Raw genomic sequence first — 17,948 nt, forward strand, 5'->3', positions numbered from 1 at the left:
TAATTTATAACGCCGGAAATGTACTTATTTAAGTCTTAATGGCCAATTAAACACCCGTCTTTGCGAGCAACGCGAAGCAATCCACAACGGAGCCTTATTGGATATTTATTCTGGATTACTTCACTTCGTTCGTAAAGACGACAGCTTATACTGAATAGTAGATAATTATCCTCACTAGAATTATGAGGGGATACCTCAGCACTCAATTTATAAACCAGGAGATAGGAACACGTTTTTAAAAAATTGGGCAGTACAGAGAAAAATTGATACAGCTAGTGGATTCGATCCCGCTATTTAGGTTAAAGTTCCTTAATTAGGCTTAATGAGTTTATCCACTTATGCAACAACGTTTTGTTCATTTACGTGTACATACTGAATTTTCTTTGGTAGATGGTTTGGTTCGGGTTAAACCTTTAATGAAAGCGTTGCCGGCAAGGGGGATGTGTGCGGTAGCGGTGACTGATTATTGTAATTTATTTGCCGCAGTAAAGCATTTTAAAAATGGTGTCGATGCCGGAATCAAACCCATTATCGGAAGTGATCTTCCTTGTCATAACCCCGAAATCCCGGATATAACCAGTTCTTTGGTTTTATTATGCCTTGATGCTCAAGGTTATAAAAATTTAACCTGTCTTGTATCCAAAGCCTATCAGGAAGGCCAATATCATGGCCAACCCAGAGTACAATTTCAATGGATTGATGACTACTCTGATGGATTAATCGCTCTGTCAGGAGCCAAGTCGGGTGATATTGGTCAGGCGCTTCTGGCTAATGATGAATCCCTGGCTACTGAACGGGCATTACACTGGATGAACTTATTTCCCAACCGTTTTTATCTGGAGATTCAACGTACGGGTAGGGCAGATGAAGACTTATATAATGAGAAAGTCATTGCTTTAGCCGATAAATTGCAGTTACCCATAGTGGCAACTAATGATGTACGTTTTCTTGATCGGGAAGATTTCGATGCTCATGAAGCCAGAGTGTGTATTCATGAAGGATATACTTTGGCAGATCCTCGCCGAGTTCAACAATACAGTTCACAGCAATATTTACGCTCTGCAGATGAAATGGAAGCTTTATTTGCTGATTTGCCGAGCGCTATAGCAAACACGGTGGAAATCAGTAAACGGTGTAATGTCAAACTGAATCTTGGAAATAATTATCTGCCCAATTTCCCTATACCTCAAGGATCCACGGTTGAGGAGTATTTATCTCACTTATCAGAACTGGGTCTGGAGGAACGATTAAAACATCTGTTCAGAAATAAATCCGAAGAAGAATTAAATGCTTCAAGAGATGAATACGATAAACGTCTGCAAATTGAGTTAAAAGTAATTAATAACATGGGTTTCGCGGGTTATTTTTTAATTGTTGCTGATTTTATTCAATGGGCAAAACAAAACGGTGTTCCTGTTGGTCCTGGCCGTGGATCCGGAGCTGGATCGCTCGTGGCTTATGCATTAAAGATTACTGATCTTGATCCCTTGGAATTTGAGTTGCTTTTTGAGCGCTTTCTGAATCCAGAACGGGTTTCAATGCCGGACTTTGATATTGATTTTTGCATGGAAGGCCGCGACAGAGTTATCGAATATGTTGCTGAAAAATACGGCAGACAAAGTGTGTCGCAAATTATCACCTTCGGTACAATGGCCGCTAAGGCTGTGGTACGTGATGTGGGGCGTGTCTTTGGTCATCCTTATGGTTTTGTTGACAAATTAGCCAAACTTATTCCGTTTGAAATTGGCATTACCTTAAGCAAAGCAATGGAGCAGGAACCGGAACTTCGTCGTCGTTACGAAGAGGAAGAAGACGTTAAAGAATTAATCGATCTTGCTTTAAAACTTGAAGGAATCACACGAAACGCGGGCAAACATGCTGGAGGGGTAGTAATTGCTCCGTCACAACTTACTGATTTTACAGCTATTTACTGTGAAGAGGGGTCGACCCAAATCGTAAGTCAATTTGATAAGGATGACGTAGAGGCTGCCGGACTGGTTAAATTTGACTTTTTGGGCTTGCGAACTCTTACTATTATCGATTGGGCATTGGCGACAGTAAATAAGCAACGTGATCTGGCTGGTTTGCCACCAGTTGATATCAGCCATATTCCAACCGATGATAAAATTACCTTTGATTTGCTGAAAGCGTGCAAGACAACCGCTGTGTTTCAGCTTGAATCACGTGGTATGAAGGAGTTGATCAATCGATTGCAACCAGACTGTTTTGAAGAAATCATCGCGTTGGTTGCTTTGTTCCGTCCCGGTCCTTTACAGTCAGGGATGGTGGATGATTTTATTGATCGAAAACACGGTCGAGCTGCGGTGGATTATCCTCATCCTGATTTGGAACCCATTCTAAAACCAACTTATGGGGTTATTTTATATCAGGAACAGGTCATGCAGATTGCTCAGGTATTAGCAAATTATACCCTGGGCGCCGCGGATATGTTACGTCGAGCCATGGGTAAGAAAAAACCGGAGGAGATGGCCAAGCAACGCGAAATTTTTACCAAGGGAGCAACCGAAAGGGGAGTAGCCGAAGAGGTGGCGACTCACATTTTTGACTTGATGGAAAAATTCGCTGGATACGGCTTCAATAAATCGCATTCAGCAGCTTACGCTTTAGTGGCCTATCAAACCGCATGGTTAAAAGCCCATTACCCAGCCGCATTCATGGCAGCTGTAATGTCTTCTGATATGGATAATACGGATAAAGTAGTCACTTTTATTGATGAATGTGCGCATATGAAACTTAAAGTATTACCGCCATCCATTAATAATTCCATGTATCCTTTTACCGTGAGTGATGATTCAACAATTATATACGGGCTTGGAGCCATAAAAGGAGTAGGGGAGTCCGCGATTGATTGCATTACTCAGGAACGCTCGCTGAGTGGATCATACACTGATTTATTTAGCTTTTGCCAACGACTGGATTTACGCAAGGTTAACAGGAGAGTTCTTGAAGCGTTAATTAAAAGTGGTGCATTTGATGATTGGCAGATTGAGCGGGCAGTATTAACCGCTTCTTTGGAAAAAGCATTAAAAGTGGCTGAAAAAGAGCATCAGAATCAGTCGAGCGGTCAATTTGATTTATTTTCCCTTTTGGATGATAAGGCAGATGAACAGGATTATATCCAGTCCAAGCCATGGTCTGAAGCCCATCGACTGGAAGGTGAGCGAGAAGTATTGGGCTTTTATCTTACTGGCCATCCTGCGGATCAGTACCGACGTGAGTTTGGAGATTTTATAGTTCCTATTAGTCAATTGAATCCTTCCATGCATAAAAAGGCGAACATCTGTGCCCAGGTTACAGCTATTCGCAAAATCATTACTAAACGGGGCAAGAAATTAGTGATCATTGGTATGGATGATTCTACTGCTCGCATGGATGTTGTTGTATTTGGCGAGATATTTGACCTTTTTAATGAGCCATTGGCTACAGGAAACATGCTGGTTGTAGAGGGTGAAGTAGCCCATGATGATTATAATGGGGGGGTAAAAATGACGGCAAATCAACTGCATAGCATTTCATCATCCCGAACCAAATTTGCCCGTTGCCTGGAATTAAGATTGAATCAATCAAATCAGTCTGTGCTGCCAGCCATCCAAGCCATTTTGAAAGCTCACTCTGGCTGTTGTGTGGTGCAATTTTCATATACGAATGATCATGCAAGGGCTAATTTAAGTCTTGCTCAGCAATGGCATGTAACGCCCAGTGATGAGTTGCTCGGACTTTTAGTTAATGTTTTGGGTGAAGAGCATGTAGTAATGCGTTACTGACGATTTGATAAGATGCGGTTTTGGGAACAACTTGTGTAAAGTCCCCCCAAATTTATCATCCATAACTGGTTGCGACACTCCGTCTACCCAATTCTCTACTTGCAAAAAGACATGATTATTCTATTCATGTTCAGTGCACGGGGGGGGAGTTTATGGGCTTGGGGAGTAGCGTTAGATCTCTTATCCATAATATTTCAAAAATAGTTTTCATTTAGGAAAAAGGTAGCTCAGTATTTCATGTGCCCAACAAGAACACTACAGTGATTCATTCATAAGAAATTTTTAATACAGTTAATTTATGTTCCCCATCACTAACGCGCAAGGTCAAATTATCCCCTACTTTGGCTTTCAATAATGTCTTCGCTAACGGTGAGACCCAACTTATTTTTCCGACATTTATATCCGCTTCATCAAGACCTACAATTTTGACAGAATGAATTTCCCCTTTTTCATTGCTGTATTGAACAGTTGCCCCAAAAAAGACCTGGGTAAGACCCACTTGAAGTTTAGGGTCGACTATTACCGCGCTTTCTAATCGTTTCGTCAAATAACGAATGCGTCTGTCGATTTCTCGTAAGCGCTTTTTTCCATAGATATAATCCCCATTTTCCGAGCGATCACCATTACTTGCCGCCCAACTGACTACTTTCACAATTTCAGGCCGTTCATTACTCACTAAATTCCTTAATTCAGTTTGCAGCATTGAAAAACCAACTGGGGTCATATAATTTTTAATGGTTGGTATCTCCAAGTCTGGACGCTCAGGCTCTGTATATTCATCTTCTTTTGTAAAAGCTTTACTCATCATAAAGTCCTGTTATGAAATATAATTCGATTATATCACTTAGCAAGCGTAGGTCGGGCGCTTCGCCCGACATTTCCATTTCTTTGGGCGCATTGAAATCAAAACTTTTGTCCATACTTTTATAAGATAAACTATCTAATATGAACTAAAGAAGAGAGATTAGATGCAACGTCGGGCGAAGCGCCCGACCTACGCTTGCTTGCTGCCCCCTTTTTGCATTCGAGGGAGCTTTGTGATTGACGTTACGCTCATTTCAATTGTGTATTTCGACATTTATCAGAACAGTATTTTACCTCATCCCATACCTTCTCCCACTTTTTACGCCATTTGAAAGGTCTGGCACACACCACACATATTTTTTCTGGCAAATGGTGTTTTTTTATTCCCTTAGGCATAAGCCTCCCTCTATTTCTTTAAAATCAAGCGACAACTAGCGCAAGAATAAACGTGAAAATAACAATCAAAGTAGCGTAGCAACGTGTTTGAAAATAATCAGGAGTTATTTCATCATGTTTAAATAAATGATAATCAATAAACAATAAAACTAAAAAAGCAATAATAAAAACAGTCATTAGCCATTTAAAAGGAAGCAATAGAAAGGCAAACCATAGAACCAGGACAATCACGTTACTCAATATGGACAAAACAGAACATCATTTTCCCTTAAGGTGAAGATGCTGCCCCCAATGTGCTCCCGCCAAAAAAACAGCAATAACTAAAGCATAAGAACACATAATATTTTTGACTGCCCCAGGCCAGGATAGATTATCCCCATACAATAGAAGCCAAAAAGCGCTCACAATAAAGGGGATTGTTCCTGCGTAGGTCAGGAAAGGGTAGCTTTTTTTCATTTATGTTTCTCGCAGGTTTTGAGGTATAGCGGATTAAAATTTAAATGAACGTTCTACGTCATTTAAATTTTAATCGACTGAAAGAGAACATAGATTTTATCCCAGTCTTTAGGAAGATGATAGACAATACCCTTGTTATTGAACAGCCCTAGACTTCGCCAAAACCCTTTAGGGTGTTGATTAGAAAACTCCAGCAATTCACTGATAAATACTTTGGTAAAAATATTCAGTCTTAATGAGTGTAAGAAAGCGATAAGAGTAAACAAAATCCCTGTTTTATTAACGATTCAAAAATCAATTTATTTATTTGTATAAGTGATTTTAATGACAGGAACTTGCAAATGAAAGTAAACACAACTATAATTTCATTTGAAAGGAGGTGTGAAATGAAAACTTCAAATAATATGCTTCATCAAGAAGAAACTGTTTTGACTAAAGCTGTAAGCAACTTGGCAAAATTTTATTCTTTAACTGGAAAGGATTTAAGTAAAATAATTGGTATAAGCGAATCTAGTGCCTCCCGTATTAGTCAAGGGACTAAATTAATTTCACCTTATACTAAGGAGGGTGAAATAGCTTTATTGCTGTTGAGAGTATACCGAAGTCTAAATGCAATGGTTGGAAATAATCATGAAAAGGCTAAATTATGGCTGAATAGTCAGAATAAATACTTTAGAAATACACCAATTGAGGAAATGAAAACTATTCCAGGTTTAATTAATGTACTTAATTATCTAGATGCAATGCGCGGAAAACTATGAGTATATGGACTGAATCTGAAGGAATAAAATTAGTTAAAAGTCTTAATTTGGAACCATGGAGGATGATTGAGTCTCAATATATTTCAAGTTCTCGAGACTTGGTCGAAAGTAGAGAAGAGCACGATCTCTTGGAAGAGTTGCTAGAGAATTCAAAGCCGGGAATAGCAAATAATAAGCACTATTTAATCTATACTCCTTTCAGATATCCACCACTTAAGTATGGTTCTAGATTTGGTAATACTTATGAACAATCTCTTTGGTATGGATCTATAAATCTCCTTACGGCATTAGCAGAAGTTGCCTTTTACCGTCTAAAATTTTTTGCTGATACTTCAGCAGATCTCGAGTATGTTGAAATTCCAATGACAGCTTTTAAAGCATATATACAAACAGAACATGGTATTGATCTAACAGCACCTCATTTTAAAAAATATCAAGATAAAATATCTAATAAAACAAGTTATGCGGAGAGTCAGAAGCTGGGTGCAGAGATGAGGGATGCAAATATAGAGGCTTTTATTTTTACTTCAGCAAGAGATAAGGCGTTTGGAAAAAATGTGGCTGCATTTACCCCTGATGTATTTAAGATGAAGGATAATCAATATATAACAGGTATGCAAAATTGGCGTTGTATTGCGAACCAAAATATTATTGAATTTACTCGAGATGAAATTCTGTGTAGAAAACATCACGAATTTTTTAAAGAAGAATTTGAATGAAGGATTTTCCGGGGGAAGGTCAGGATACGTGTGCAAATTATCCATTTCTATGAAAAAAGGCTATAGCCCATATGTGGCAAGCAAGGTCGGGCGCTTCGCCCGACATTTCCATTTCTTTGGGCGCATTAAAATCAAAACTGTTGCCCATACTTTTATAAGATAAACTATCTGATATGAACTAAAGAAGAGAGATTAGATGCAAGGTCGGGCGAAGCGCCCGACCTTGTGCAACTAACAAATTTAGAAAAAATTGATTTACGTTGTAACCACAAACTTATAAAGATGCCATGGTTAGATGACCTAATATTAAACGGTTGTAATATTCTGCTATAAGACATAATTGTTCTATAAACGATCGGTTTCTGAAAGACCTAGGTTAGAGAAATTACAAAGTTATCTTAGAAAGCGAGATGTTTTATAGGGCTCTCTCTCAAACATCTCATAGAGAGATAGAGGGGCAGATCTTGCTTTTTGCTTTTCTCTATCATAAAACAAAAGGCAAGATCTGATCCTCTTCTGTGCTTGGCCTCTATCATTTTTAATCTAAGATGGATTGAAGATAGCTTGTGAAAACTAGTAAAGCTCCCGTTATTGTAGGGAGCCAATGGGTATAAATAAGAGAACTACAAGGGCTGTGATTCTAACTGCTCATAGTCAGTGCAGATGGTTCAGGGCTTTCGGAACTGCTTGATAGTTCCATCATCTCAGGACTTAATTTTAATTTTAATTGTTCAAGAACTTCCAACGGAAGTTGAATTCCTTTATCGGGAATTGCAAATTGTTGACCATTGATATACAGGCTACCATCCTTCATTACAACGGATTGCATCTCAGGGTGATGTTCTAAAGCAGCATCTGATTCTGGAAGGAATTTTATTTCCATTCCGCTTATCATGTTCGCTCCGTCTTTAATACGAATACCGGTTGTGGTATTGGGAATGTCAGAATAGTACCCTCCAATTACCGCACAGGCCTTCCAAAGCAAGTTATAAGCGGCGTCTAAGGGTAAACCTACTCCCATTCCAACTCCTTGACCCACTATCCCCATTGCTGTACTCAGTATATGAGCCATACTGATGCTACAAAACGTAGTGATTAATTTACATGCGATAACTTGAGAAAATAATGCAACCCCCATAGGCCCAGCTGAACCAATCATCAGTAATGAGCTGCCGATAAGAGCAGTGAGTTGAAATTTTAAAGGGATGACCTGTACTGAGTCGCTGACCATTTGGCCGCCCATACATCCCAATGTTGCGCCAGTATAGGCGAAGGCTGCACCAAACATGGGTTGAGTGATTGAGGTTACCGGGTAATTTTTATAGGGATTATCAGCGCCGGATTTTTTGCATGTTTTGCTAAGGAACGTGGAAAATTTGTTCCACTCTTCGTCTGAAAATGGCTCCATTCCTGCTTTTTTAAGGGCTATATTCGCATGGCTAAGTGCCATTAATGATGAATTAATAAAGGTATTGGCTGCCATAAAACAGATTAATTTGTCATCCTCTTCAAAATAGTTTTCCGCGTTGATGCCTAAATCTCGATTGATTAAATTAAACAAAGCGGAATTTTTCTTGGGCGATGATATTTGCGTTTGAACGTACAGACAGGTGGCAAGCATGATTCTGGAAGCAATAAAATGTGCTTCTAACTGACCAGCCCATTGTTCTACATTTTGCATCATGGCTTGAACTTGGTCATCATTAAGCAAATTGGATGAAAAAACAACAAGCATTTTTTTTATAAATTTTGTCTGAGCATCACGCGCTACTACATCTGTTCCTCCCAATAGGATGGGGGTGCCAAACATTGATGGTGATTTATCCAGGTCGACTTTTCGTTCCTTCTGATAATCATCGCGCAAAAAATTGATACTTGTAAATGCACCGGGTGGTAAAATATAACGCATAATAAACCTCATATCCTTTGAAGAATTTCCTTATGTGTTTTTTATATTACTTATTCATTGGTTAAATGCAATCATATTTGATTATTTTTTACTAAATAAATTCATAAATTTAAATCAATTATTTTTATTTCTATTTTAACTTATTGAAATGATGATTTTTTTGAGGATTATGGTACTTTTAGCAGAAGGTTTCATCTTAATAGTGTCGAACAGTACAATAGACCTCTTCGGAACCTCTTTGTAGGGTGAGGTCTAATGATGCCCATGTCCTGTGGCCTGCTATATAAATCATTTCATTTGTTTGTTGATTGAAAGAATTGATTTAAGTTGTTTTAAATAGTTTTGGGAAGATTATTATGATCGAATTGGTGAATAACTCCGACAAGGTACGTTACATGGGTAGGTTAATTAATTTCTTTTTACTTTTGCGAGTTTCGCATTGGAGTAAATCTGTATTTGTGATGTTGGGTTTTTTCTATACTCCGGTTCCAGGATATCTGGTTCCTGCGCTGTTGGCCTCATTAGCGTTCTGTCTTATTTCCAGCGCAGTATATATTTATAATGATATTCAGGATAGGGATGAAGACAGTCTGCACCCTTATAAGTGCCATAGACCTTTAGCCAGCGATCAAATCACAGTATCCGATGCGATTTTTATGCTGTTTTTGTTGTTAGTAACCGGCCTTGTGCTTGGCGTACTGATCTCGAAACAGTTGGCTATTATTCTAACCATATACTTGTTGATTAATTTGGCTTATAACCATGTGTTAAAGTTAATTCCGATACTGGATGTTACCTGCATAGCTATGGGGTTTATGCTGCGTGTTCTGGCTGGAACTGTTGGCATAGGGGTTGCTATTTCTGGTTGGTTGATAGTAGCCGCAACCTTGCTTAGTTTATTTATCGCATTAAACAAGCGCCAATTGGAAATGCATTTGGGATTAAAAAATTCTACCCGGACAGTACTGAGAAAATATAACCCGGATCTGTTACAGCAACTCATAGTGGGAACTGGATTAGCCTGTTTTGTTACTTATTTGTTTTATACTGTATACGCACGAGGAGAGTCATTTTTCTTCATATTAACCTTGCCATTTGCTGCGATTGCTCTATGGCGCTTCGCCTGGCTATCCAATCAGAATGTCGAAAATGATGATCCTGTTAATGTATTTCTTGGTGATCGATTATCCCGATTAAATCTGTATTGTTTTGTCATTCTTACGTTTATGGCATTGACTTGATGAGATCGAGTTTACGTTGGTATGACGCTATTTTTGTTTTAGTATTTTTTTATCTGTTAGTTTTGCAAGTTCAGGCAATTTGGCCGTTTACAATTGATGATATGTACATTTCCTTACGCTATGCGAGAAATTGGGCGTCAGGAGATGGCTTGTTATGGAATCTTGATTCACCACCAGTCGAGGGATATTCCAATTTTAGTTTCGTTGCATTGGGAGCATTGTCCTTAGTATTTAATGGAAATCCGATTGTTACTTTAAAAACGGCAGGTTTTATTGGCTTGGTGGTTACTTGTTGTTTTCTTTTTTTGATAAGCCGTTTTTGGTTTACAAAACGTGAATCTCTGATTCCTTGCATTATTTTATTATTATACAAAGGACAAATCATCTGGGCAGTTAGTGGGTTTGAGACTACTGTCTATCAAGCTTTAATCTGTGGTTCTGTATATTTTATTTTTCGGGGACAAGGATATGATTTATATCCAGGAGGACGGGGTGAGTTCCGATACTTCAATTTTTTTATTGCGGGTATGTTACTTGCCCTGGCTGGAATGACGCGACCTGAAGCACCTGCTTTCATGATACTGTTTTTTATTTTAATATGCTGGGATAAGCCGAAATCCAGCCTAAACCGCTACAGGAAGGAGTTACTGTATTATTTTGTTCCTCTAGTGTTGTTTTATCTGCCTTATTTTCTCTGGCGATGGCATTATTATGGATATTTGTTTCCTAACTCAGTTTATTGCAAAGGGTTTACTGCGGCATTTTTATATGAGCTGGATCTCAACTACCTGAAACTCATTTGGCCATTTGTTATTTTAGCTCTTCTTGCCTTTATAAAGGATTGGGATAAGCGTTACTTCTTTTTATGCTTGCCGAGTTTCGCTTATCTCATCATGTTACGAGATGCAGATCCCATCGTTGCTTTTGATAATCGCCTTTTTTTACCCGCATTTGCACTGTTAATACCCCTTGCATTGAAAGGTCTTGACCAACTTAATTTGTTTTTATGTAAAAAAAAGGAACCCCTTACATTATCCGCCTTCTACCTTGTACTATTTGTTGTGCTTGCTTCGTTTATGCCCTGGATGACTCTTGCTCAATATCGATACTTTAGCGAGAATCCTGTCCGAGGCGAGCAATTAAGAATGTCTGTTATTCAGTGGTTGAATGCTAATGCCAGGATTGATGACAGGGTAGTTTTAAGTGATTCAGGTATGATTCCATACTGGAGTAAATTGCATTTTATTGACTCTTATTGTTTGAATAATTTATCGATGTCGCAATACCCGGAACAGCAACGATATGAACAGTTTTGTCACCAAATTTTAATTCAAAGACCGGAAATTATTATTTTGACCTCATTGATAAAAAATGGGCAAGTACTTTACACACCAAGTGATGCATGTTTAAAGGTATTGCTTGATAATCAAAGTGTTTACAAATTAACCAATTCATTCGTGGCAGAAAATCCAGATTCAGAATATCGGTATGAAATGTTTACGAATTTTTAATGCGATGAAGAGTAACATGGTGTAACATCCTTTTTTATTATAATGGATTTAACACTGTATATTTTATGAAGCATCGAATTAAATTACTAATAAAAAAATTACTGTCAAAATTTCCAGTTATCCTTTTTGATATAACGGCAATTCCAGTGGCATGGTATACCGCATACTGGCTGCGATATAACATGCATCCATCTCCTAGCATGTTAACGTCAACTCCTTCTTTTGTCGCACTGGCTTTGTTATTTGTTGTACAAATTAGTTGTTTTTACTACTTTAAAATATATCGGGGCTTATGGCGTTTTTCTTCATTAAATGATGTGATTCGTATTTTAAAGGCCTCGGTAGCTGCCATGTTTTTGGTGATCCCGGTATTTTACGCTACTTCAATATTGCACCATTTATCCCGGTCAGTCTTTCCATTATATTGCATCATTCTGGCATCCATATTGTGCGGTGGCCGATTGTTAGTTCGGTTACGATGGGACAGAAGAGGACGAAACGATAAAATTTTAGATGTCAAAAGAGTTTTAATCGTTGGAGCTGGGCAGGCAGGTGAAGGCTTGGTTCGAGACTTAAAACGTAGCAGTTACTATCAACCTATAGGTTTTGTTGATGATAATATAAGCAAGCGTGGTCTGGAGGTTCATGGGGTTAGGGTTTTGGGAACCACCCGCCAAATCGCTGATTTAGTCAGACAAAATGTAGTTGATCTTATTTTTATTGCGATACCGTCAGCCCGATCCGCTACCATGCGCCGCATAGTGACTCTTTGTGAAACCAGTAATGTGCCATTCAGAACATTACCCAGTATTTCAGCTTTGGCTGCAGGGCGTGTCGAAGTAAATGCACTAAGACCAGTAAATATTGAAGATTTATTAGGAAGGGATCAGGTCACTCTGGAGTGGGACAGAATAGCTACGACTATTTCTGGAAAACGTGTATTAATTACTGGCGGTGGAGGTTCTATAGGCTCCGAGTTGTGCCGTCAGGTCATGGCTTTAAAACCAGAAAGTCTTGCTGTAGTTGAAAATTCCGAATTTAATCTCTATCAGATTGAACAGGAACTTAAACTGAATTTTCCCGAGATACCCATTGATTTAGGATTAGTTAGTGTTACAGATGAAGTGGCAATAAATCATATTTTTCAGCGTTTTCAACCTGAAATTGTATTTCATGCTGCTGCATACAAACATGTGCCTATGTTACAAAACCAAATCAGGGTGGCAGTTTTTAATAATGTTCTGGGCACTCAGGTTGTTGCTAAAGCCAGTGTCGCGGTGGGTGTAGAGAAGTTTATTTTGATCTCTACAGATAAAGCGGTTAATCCAACCAACATTATGGGTACCACCAAACGGGTTGCTGAAATTTACTGTCAAAACTTGAATATTCGAGTTGAAACACAATTCATTACAGTTCGCTTTGGTAATGTTCTTGGATCTGCCGGTTCTGTAGTTCCGCTGTTTCAAAAACAATTGCAGGCAGGTGGCCCCTTGACGGTGACTCATCCTGACATGCAACGCTATTTTATGACCATTCCTGAAGCATGCCAATTGATCCTGCAAGCTATGGTCAATGGACATGGCGGTGAAATATTTGTCCTTGATATGGGTGATCCGGTTAAAATCAGTTATTTGGCAGAGCAAATGATTCGACTGGCTGGAAAAGAGCCAGGAAAGGATATAATGATTGAATATACTGGCTTACGCCCAGGCGAAAAAATGTACGAAGAATTGTTTCATGAGACGGAACAATTAGCGTCTACTGAACACGAAAAACTGTTTAAAGCTCGATTTAGAGAGTTGGACTGGCATGAGTTAACACAAACCATGCGAATGTTGAATACAGCCTGCTATGAGCATCAAGATGATGAGTTATTGATTCTGCTTAAGAGTTTGGTTCCAGAATTTCAATTGGATGCGTTAGTTACTGTATAAGTGGTATTTATAATTTAGGGGAAAAGAGTATTCTATTCAAATGTGACTTTTTTAAATAAAGTAATAAAAAGAGCTATTTTAGTCAGTTAAGACCTAGTAATTCAGTCTAACTATGCTAAATAGTTAGATAGGGAATTATAATTTATCAGGGATGAATACAATTTATGTACACAAAACGCATTATAATTGGTACTGTATTCTTAATGGGGCTTTTCTTAGCGGCCTGCAAGGACAATAAATCAGTCCAGAATGCTCCTCGTCCTGTCCCCGTAGTTAAACTTACCTTAACTAAAATTCCACTTAAACGAACTTATATTGGTATCACCCAATCCATAGCTGAAGTGGGCATTCGCGCACGAGTTGAGGGTTTTCTTATTCAGAAGAATTTTATTGAAGGGAAGCCGGTTAAAAAAGATCAATTAATTTATGTTATTGATCCCAAGCCTTTTCAGGCTCAATTGGATCTTGCTAAAGGCCAGCTCGCTAAAAGCATTGCCAATATGGAATACCAAAAGGTTCAATACCTCCGATTAAAAGAGCTGGTTAAAAAAGGGGATGTTTCGAAAACTCAATTTGATGAAACAGCGGCGCAATATGGTGAAGCTCAGGCTGAAGTTTTGGTTCAGAAAGCGAATGTTGAAACAGCTGAAATCAACTTAGGCTATTGTTCCATGCTTGCTCCCTTCGATGGAATAATTGGGAAAAAATACGTGGATGTTGGAAATCTGGTGGGTGCAGGTGAGAACACCTTATTGGCCAATATTGTTCAATTAAATCCCATCTATGTATTATTCAGCCCAAGCATTGAAGACTATGGAACTTTTCTCAAATATCGAAATAACATGCCTTTTCATGTTGAGGCGGTTTTACCTTATGATAATAAATTAGTATTCAAGGGTAAGGTTGATTTGGTAAATAATCAGGCGGATACGCCAACCTCTACTATTTTGATGAGGGCGATTGTCGACAATCCAGACCAATTATTGTTACCAGGGATCTATGTGAATATTACTCTTGAACTGACTAAAGAGGAACCATCTATATTAATTCCTGCCTCTGCTGTAACTGAATCACAAGGTCAAAGAACAGTTTATTTAGTCAATGCAAAAAATCAGGTTGAAGTCAGTAAAATACAAACATCAGGAATGTACAAACAACACTATATTGTGACCTCGGGAGTTAAGGAAGGGGATTTGTTAATCATTAATGGGATACAAAAAATCATACCTGATGAAACAGTAATACCTCAAATGCAAGAAAATCAAGGTCAAAAAAATGGTTAGATTTTTTATATATAGACCTATTTTTGCCATGGTGATAGCTATAATGATGGTATTGGTAGGTGGAATTTGTATCTTTATTCTGCCTGTAGCACAATATCCGTCAATAGTTCCACCAGAAGTACAGGTTTCTTCTCAATATATTGGAGCAAGTTCTCAAGTCGTATCCGATACTGTTACAACTCCTCTTGAACGAAATATTAATGGGGTTGAGGGCATGATTTATATGTCTTCTAACAGTACTAATAATGGAAATTCGATTATCAGTATTACTTTCGATGTGGGTTATGATGTAGATATTGGTGCGGTCGACGTGCTTAATAATTCAAATACTGCCAATCCCTTGCTTCCACCTGATGTGATTCAGGCAGGTATATCCATTCAAAAAGTTTCCAGTGATATGGTTTTGGTTGTTAATTTAATATCTCCTGACGGTACACTGGATGATGTGTTCCTTGGTAACTATGCGGATATTCATCTGACTCCAGCGATTGAGCGAATACCTGGAGTCGGTAACGTAAATAACTTTGGTCTATTGCAATATTCAATCCGTATTTGGCTAAATCCTGACAAACTTGTGAGTATGGGAATTTCTCCTATAGAAGTTATCAATGCGGTTAAAGAGCAGAATCAGCAAGCGGCAGTCGGGGTTATAGGTCAACCACCGGTTCCTCAAACCATTCCTTTTCAGTATCAAATAACTACCTTGGGTCAACTGAGTGACACGCAGCAATTCGAGGACATTATTGTTAAAACCAAAGAAAATGGACAGATAGTCCGAGTTAAAGATCTGGGGCGTGTTGAAATGGGTGCTGAAACCTACATCACTACCTCTCAACTTAATGGAAAGCCTAATGCCAGTATAGGTGTTTATCAATTACCAGGGGCTAATGCGCTGCAGCTGGCGGATGGTATTAGAAAACTCATGGATAAAATGAAAAAGGAATTTCCGGAAGGAATGGATTACACCATAGTCTATGATACAACCAAATTCGTTAAAGAGTCTTTAAAGGAAGTAGTGCTTACCCTGTTTGAAGCAATTGGTTTGGTCTTTATTGTGGTTTTTCTCTTTTTGCAAAACTGGAGAACCACACTGATTCCTTGTATTGCAATTCCAGTGTCTTTAATTGGAACATTTGCATTGTTTAGTATTTTTGGTTTTTCCATTAATACTCTAAGTCTTTTGGGTTTAGTTCTTGCGATAGGATTAGTGGTTGACGATGCGATAGTCGTTGTCGAGAACGTTGAGAAAAAATTGGAAGAGCATGTCTCTGACATTAAAGAAGCCACTTTGTTAGCAACTAAAGAAGTGCAGGGGCCTATTATTGCAACGACTTTAATCTTGTTGGCGGTGTTTGTTCCTGTTGCGTTTATACCTGGAATGACCGGTAGTTTGTACAATCAATTTGCTTTGGCAATTGCATTTTCAGTGGCACTTTCCGGGATTAACTCCTTAACGTTAAGTCCTGCTCTTTGTGGGGTGTTACTTAAAAAGAAAGTGGAAAATAATTTTTTTGTGTTTCGTTGGTTTGAGCGAGGATATCAAACAACCTTAAACAAATATAAAGCGATGGTAGAGTTGTGTCTGAATCATAAAAAAATAGTTTTAATTATTTTTGCCTTGTTAGGTGTCGCTACAGCATTTGTTTTCAAATCATTGCCCACCGGATTTTTACCTGAAGAAGATCAGGGTTATTTTATTACTGTTGTTAAAGGGCCTGATGCTTCATCCCTATATAGAACTGAGGAAACAGTCAAAAAAGCGCTGAAAATACTGTCCTCAACTGATGGAGTTGCTAATGTTATCAGTATCAATGGATTCAACATTATTGATTCAATAAATCAACCCGATACAGCCGTAATGTTTGTGATATTAAAACCTTGGTCGGAACGTACAACACCTGAATTAAGTGCTGCAGGCATAATGAAGAAAGTACAAGCTCAGTTTAACACTATAAATGATGCCAGGATTGGTGTATTAAACGCTCCAACTATTCCTGGCCTGGGATCTGTTGGTGGATTTCAGCTTGAAATTGAGGATGTGAATAATCAGGGAGTAAATCAATTAGCGGCGGTTGTTAATCAATTTGTAGAAGATGCAAATAAGGATCCTGCGATTCAGGGGTTATTTTCTGATTTGTCTGTTCAGGTACCTCAGTTATTTTTGAATATAGATCGAACAAAAGCCAAGGCTTTAAATGTATCAATTAACGAATTGCTGGCTACTTTACAAACCTATTTGGGTTCGTTTTATATTAACAACTTCACCAAATATGGACAAACATATCGGGTAATGGTTCAGGCTGAGGGCAATGCAAGGGCGGAAGTGACTGATATCAGCAAGCTATATGTTAAAAGCGATACTGGAGCTATGGTACCTTTAAGCAGTTTATTAAAAGTTGAATATACTAATGGCGCATATAACATTCCTCATTACAATTTATATACTGCAGCGAACCTGAATGGTGCTCCGAAACAGGGTTATAGTTCAGGTCAAGCCTTAACTGCTATTGAAAATTTAGTAGCAAAAAAATTACCTAAAGGTTATGAAATGGAGTGGACCGGTATTACCTACCAGCAATTAAAAGCCGGTAATATGGCTTCATTAATTTTTATGCTGTGTCTGGTTTTCGTATTCTTGTTTCTTTCTGCTTTATATGAAAGTTGGTCTATGCCGTTTATGATTTTATTGGTTGTTCCTTTAGCGCTTTTAGGAGCTGGTCTTGCGCTCTTGTTACGAAATCTGGATTTGGATGTATACGCGCAAATAGGATTGATTTTGTTAATTGGCCTGGCAGCTAAAAATGCTATTTTGATTGTGGAATTCGCCAAGGAAAAACGACATACTGGTGCATCCATTATTGATTCCGCAAGGGAAGCTGCGGCGTTACGTTTAAGGCCCATTTTAATGACCGCCTTCGCGTTCATTTTCGGTGTACTACCCTTGGCAACGGCTACTGGAGCAGGAGCCGCCAGCCGCCACTCAATTGGCACTACAGTCTTGGGCGGCATGCTGGTAGCTACTGTATTGAGTCTTTTAGTCGTTCCTGTTTTTTATGTGGTCATTGAAACGCTACGAGAACGTAAAAAAACAGATATCAGTAAAAGTGGTGAATTTGGGGATTAATTGAAACTCAAATCACCAAACGTCT

General features: G+C 38.5%; 13 protein-coding genes. 8 read left to right on the top strand and 5 right to left on the bottom strand.

Going from position 1 to position 17,948, the window contains the following annotated elements:
* Positions 1-338 precede the first annotated feature (338 nt).
* Positions 339-3,785 (top strand): DNA polymerase III subunit alpha, encoded by a 3,447-nt coding sequence (dnaE, locus tag Lqua_RS09255; RefSeq protein WP_058474007.1) that lies wholly within the window; start codon positions 339-341, stop codon positions 3,783-3,785.
* Between the two features lie 265 nt (positions 3,786-4,050).
* Here dnaE and greB read toward each other — a convergent pair whose 3' ends face one another.
* The 4 genes from greB to Lqua_RS19035 all read right to left on the bottom strand — a co-directional run bounded on the left by greB (position 4,051) and on the right by Lqua_RS19035 (position 5,441).
* The gene (gene greB, locus Lqua_RS09260; protein WP_238585556.1) at positions 4,051-4,593 is read right to left on the bottom strand and encodes a transcription elongation factor GreB; all 543 of its coding nucleotides are present in this window, start codon (positions 4,591-4,593) and stop codon (positions 4,051-4,053) included.
* Positions 4,594-4,838: 245 nt separating this feature from the next.
* Positions 4,839-4,985, bottom strand: a complete 147-nt coding sequence (locus tag Lqua_RS18940) for a DUF2256 domain-containing protein (protein WP_081675632.1) — start codon at positions 4,983-4,985, stop codon at positions 4,839-4,841.
* A gap of 24 nt (positions 4,986-5,009) precedes the next feature.
* Positions 5,010-5,234: a DUF3429 family protein gene (locus tag Lqua_RS19030; RefSeq protein WP_133141091.1), complete on the bottom strand. Its 225-nt coding sequence runs from the start codon at positions 5,232-5,234 to the stop codon at positions 5,010-5,012.
* 9 nt (positions 5,235-5,243) lie between these two features.
* Entirely contained in the window at positions 5,244-5,441 is a 198-nt protein-coding gene (locus Lqua_RS19035) for a DUF3429 family protein (RefSeq protein ID WP_058474010.1), read from the bottom strand.
* A gap of 386 nt (positions 5,442-5,827) precedes the next feature.
* On the opposite strand from Lqua_RS19035, the gene Lqua_RS09275 reads away from it, so the two are divergent.
* Entirely contained in the window at positions 5,828-6,202 is a 375-nt protein-coding gene (locus tag Lqua_RS09275) for an antitoxin Xre/MbcA/ParS toxin-binding domain-containing protein (protein ID WP_058474011.1), read from the top strand.
* A complete protein-coding gene (locus Lqua_RS09280; RefSeq protein ID WP_058474012.1) occupies positions 6,199-6,921 on the top strand; it encodes an RES family NAD+ phosphorylase in 723 nt (240 codons plus the stop codon). Before Lqua_RS09275 ends, Lqua_RS09280 begins: the two co-directional genes overlap by 4 nt.
* Positions 6,922-7,561: 640 nt before the next feature.
* Here Lqua_RS09280 and Lqua_RS09285 read toward each other — a convergent pair.
* Positions 7,562-8,830, bottom strand: a complete 1,269-nt coding sequence (locus Lqua_RS09285; RefSeq protein WP_058474013.1) for a hypothetical protein — start codon at positions 8,828-8,830, stop codon at positions 7,562-7,564.
* A gap of 356 nt (positions 8,831-9,186) precedes the next feature.
* Here Lqua_RS09285 and Lqua_RS09290 point away from each other — a divergent pair, with 356 nt between their 5' ends.
* The 5 genes from Lqua_RS09290 to Lqua_RS09310 all read left to right on the top strand — a co-directional run bounded on the left by Lqua_RS09290 (position 9,187) and on the right by Lqua_RS09310 (position 17,923).
* Positions 9,187-10,071, top strand: a complete 885-nt coding sequence (locus Lqua_RS09290; RefSeq protein WP_058474014.1) for a decaprenyl-phosphate phosphoribosyltransferase — start codon at positions 9,187-9,189, stop codon at positions 10,069-10,071.
* Positions 10,071-11,582, top strand: a complete 1,512-nt coding sequence (locus Lqua_RS09295; RefSeq protein WP_058474015.1) for a hypothetical protein — start codon at positions 10,071-10,073, stop codon at positions 11,580-11,582. The genes Lqua_RS09290 and Lqua_RS09295 overlap by 1 nt, the downstream gene beginning before the upstream one ends.
* 65 nt (positions 11,583-11,647) lie before the next feature.
* Positions 11,648-13,516, top strand: coding sequence for a polysaccharide biosynthesis protein (locus tag Lqua_RS09300; protein WP_058474016.1), 1,869 nt, complete (start codon positions 11,648-11,650; stop codon positions 13,514-13,516).
* Between the two features lie 164 nt (positions 13,517-13,680).
* Positions 13,681-14,799 carry an efflux RND transporter periplasmic adaptor subunit gene (locus Lqua_RS09305; protein ID WP_058474017.1) on the top strand — a complete coding sequence of 373 codons (1,119 nt, stop codon included), beginning with the start codon at positions 13,681-13,683 and terminating at the stop codon, positions 14,797-14,799.
* The gene (locus tag Lqua_RS09310; protein ID WP_058474018.1) at positions 14,792-17,923 is read left to right on the top strand and encodes an efflux RND transporter permease subunit; all 3,132 of its coding nucleotides are present in this window, start codon (positions 14,792-14,794) and stop codon (positions 17,921-17,923) included. The genes Lqua_RS09305 and Lqua_RS09310 overlap by 8 nt, the downstream gene beginning before the upstream one ends.
* Positions 17,924-17,948: the final 25 nt, after the last annotated feature.

Origin of the sequence: Legionella quateirensis, assembly GCF_001467955.1 — a bacterium.
GTDB lineage: Bacteria > Pseudomonadota > Gammaproteobacteria > Legionellales > Legionellaceae > Legionella > Legionella quateirensis.

Excerpts from the sequence above, each read along its gene's own strand:
- Lqua_RS09295 (WP_058474015.1), top strand. The coding sequence starts at position 10,071 with ATGAGATCGAGTTTACGTTGGTATGACGCTATTTTTGTTTTAGTATTT.
- Lqua_RS18940 (WP_081675632.1), bottom strand. The coding sequence starts at position 4,985 with ATGCCTAAGGGAATAAAAAAACACCATTTGCCAGAAAAAATATGTGTG.
- greB (WP_238585556.1), bottom strand. The coding sequence starts at position 4,593 with ATGATGAGTAAAGCTTTTACAAAAGAAGATGAATATACAGAGCCTGAG.
- Lqua_RS09280 (WP_058474012.1), top strand. The coding sequence starts at position 6,199 with ATGAGTATATGGACTGAATCTGAAGGAATAAAATTAGTTAAAAGTCTT.
- Lqua_RS09290 (WP_058474014.1), top strand. The coding sequence starts at position 9,187 with ATGATCGAATTGGTGAATAACTCCGACAAGGTACGTTACATGGGTAGG.
- Lqua_RS09305 (WP_058474017.1), top strand. The coding sequence starts at position 13,681 with ATGTACACAAAACGCATTATAATTGGTACTGTATTCTTAATGGGGCTT.
- dnaE (WP_058474007.1), top strand. The coding sequence starts at position 339 with ATGCAACAACGTTTTGTTCATTTACGTGTACATACTGAATTTTCTTTG.
- Lqua_RS19035 (WP_058474010.1), bottom strand. The coding sequence starts at position 5,441 with ATGAAAAAAAGCTACCCTTTCCTGACCTACGCAGGAACAATCCCCTTT.
- Lqua_RS09285 (WP_058474013.1), bottom strand. The coding sequence starts at position 8,830 with ATGCGTTATATTTTACCACCCGGTGCATTTACAAGTATCAATTTTTTG.
- Lqua_RS09300 (WP_058474016.1), top strand. The coding sequence starts at position 11,648 with ATGAAGCATCGAATTAAATTACTAATAAAAAAATTACTGTCAAAATTT.
- Lqua_RS09310 (WP_058474018.1), top strand. The coding sequence starts at position 14,792 with ATGGTTAGATTTTTTATATATAGACCTATTTTTGCCATGGTGATAGCT.
- Lqua_RS09275 (WP_058474011.1), top strand. The coding sequence starts at position 5,828 with ATGAAAACTTCAAATAATATGCTTCATCAAGAAGAAACTGTTTTGACT.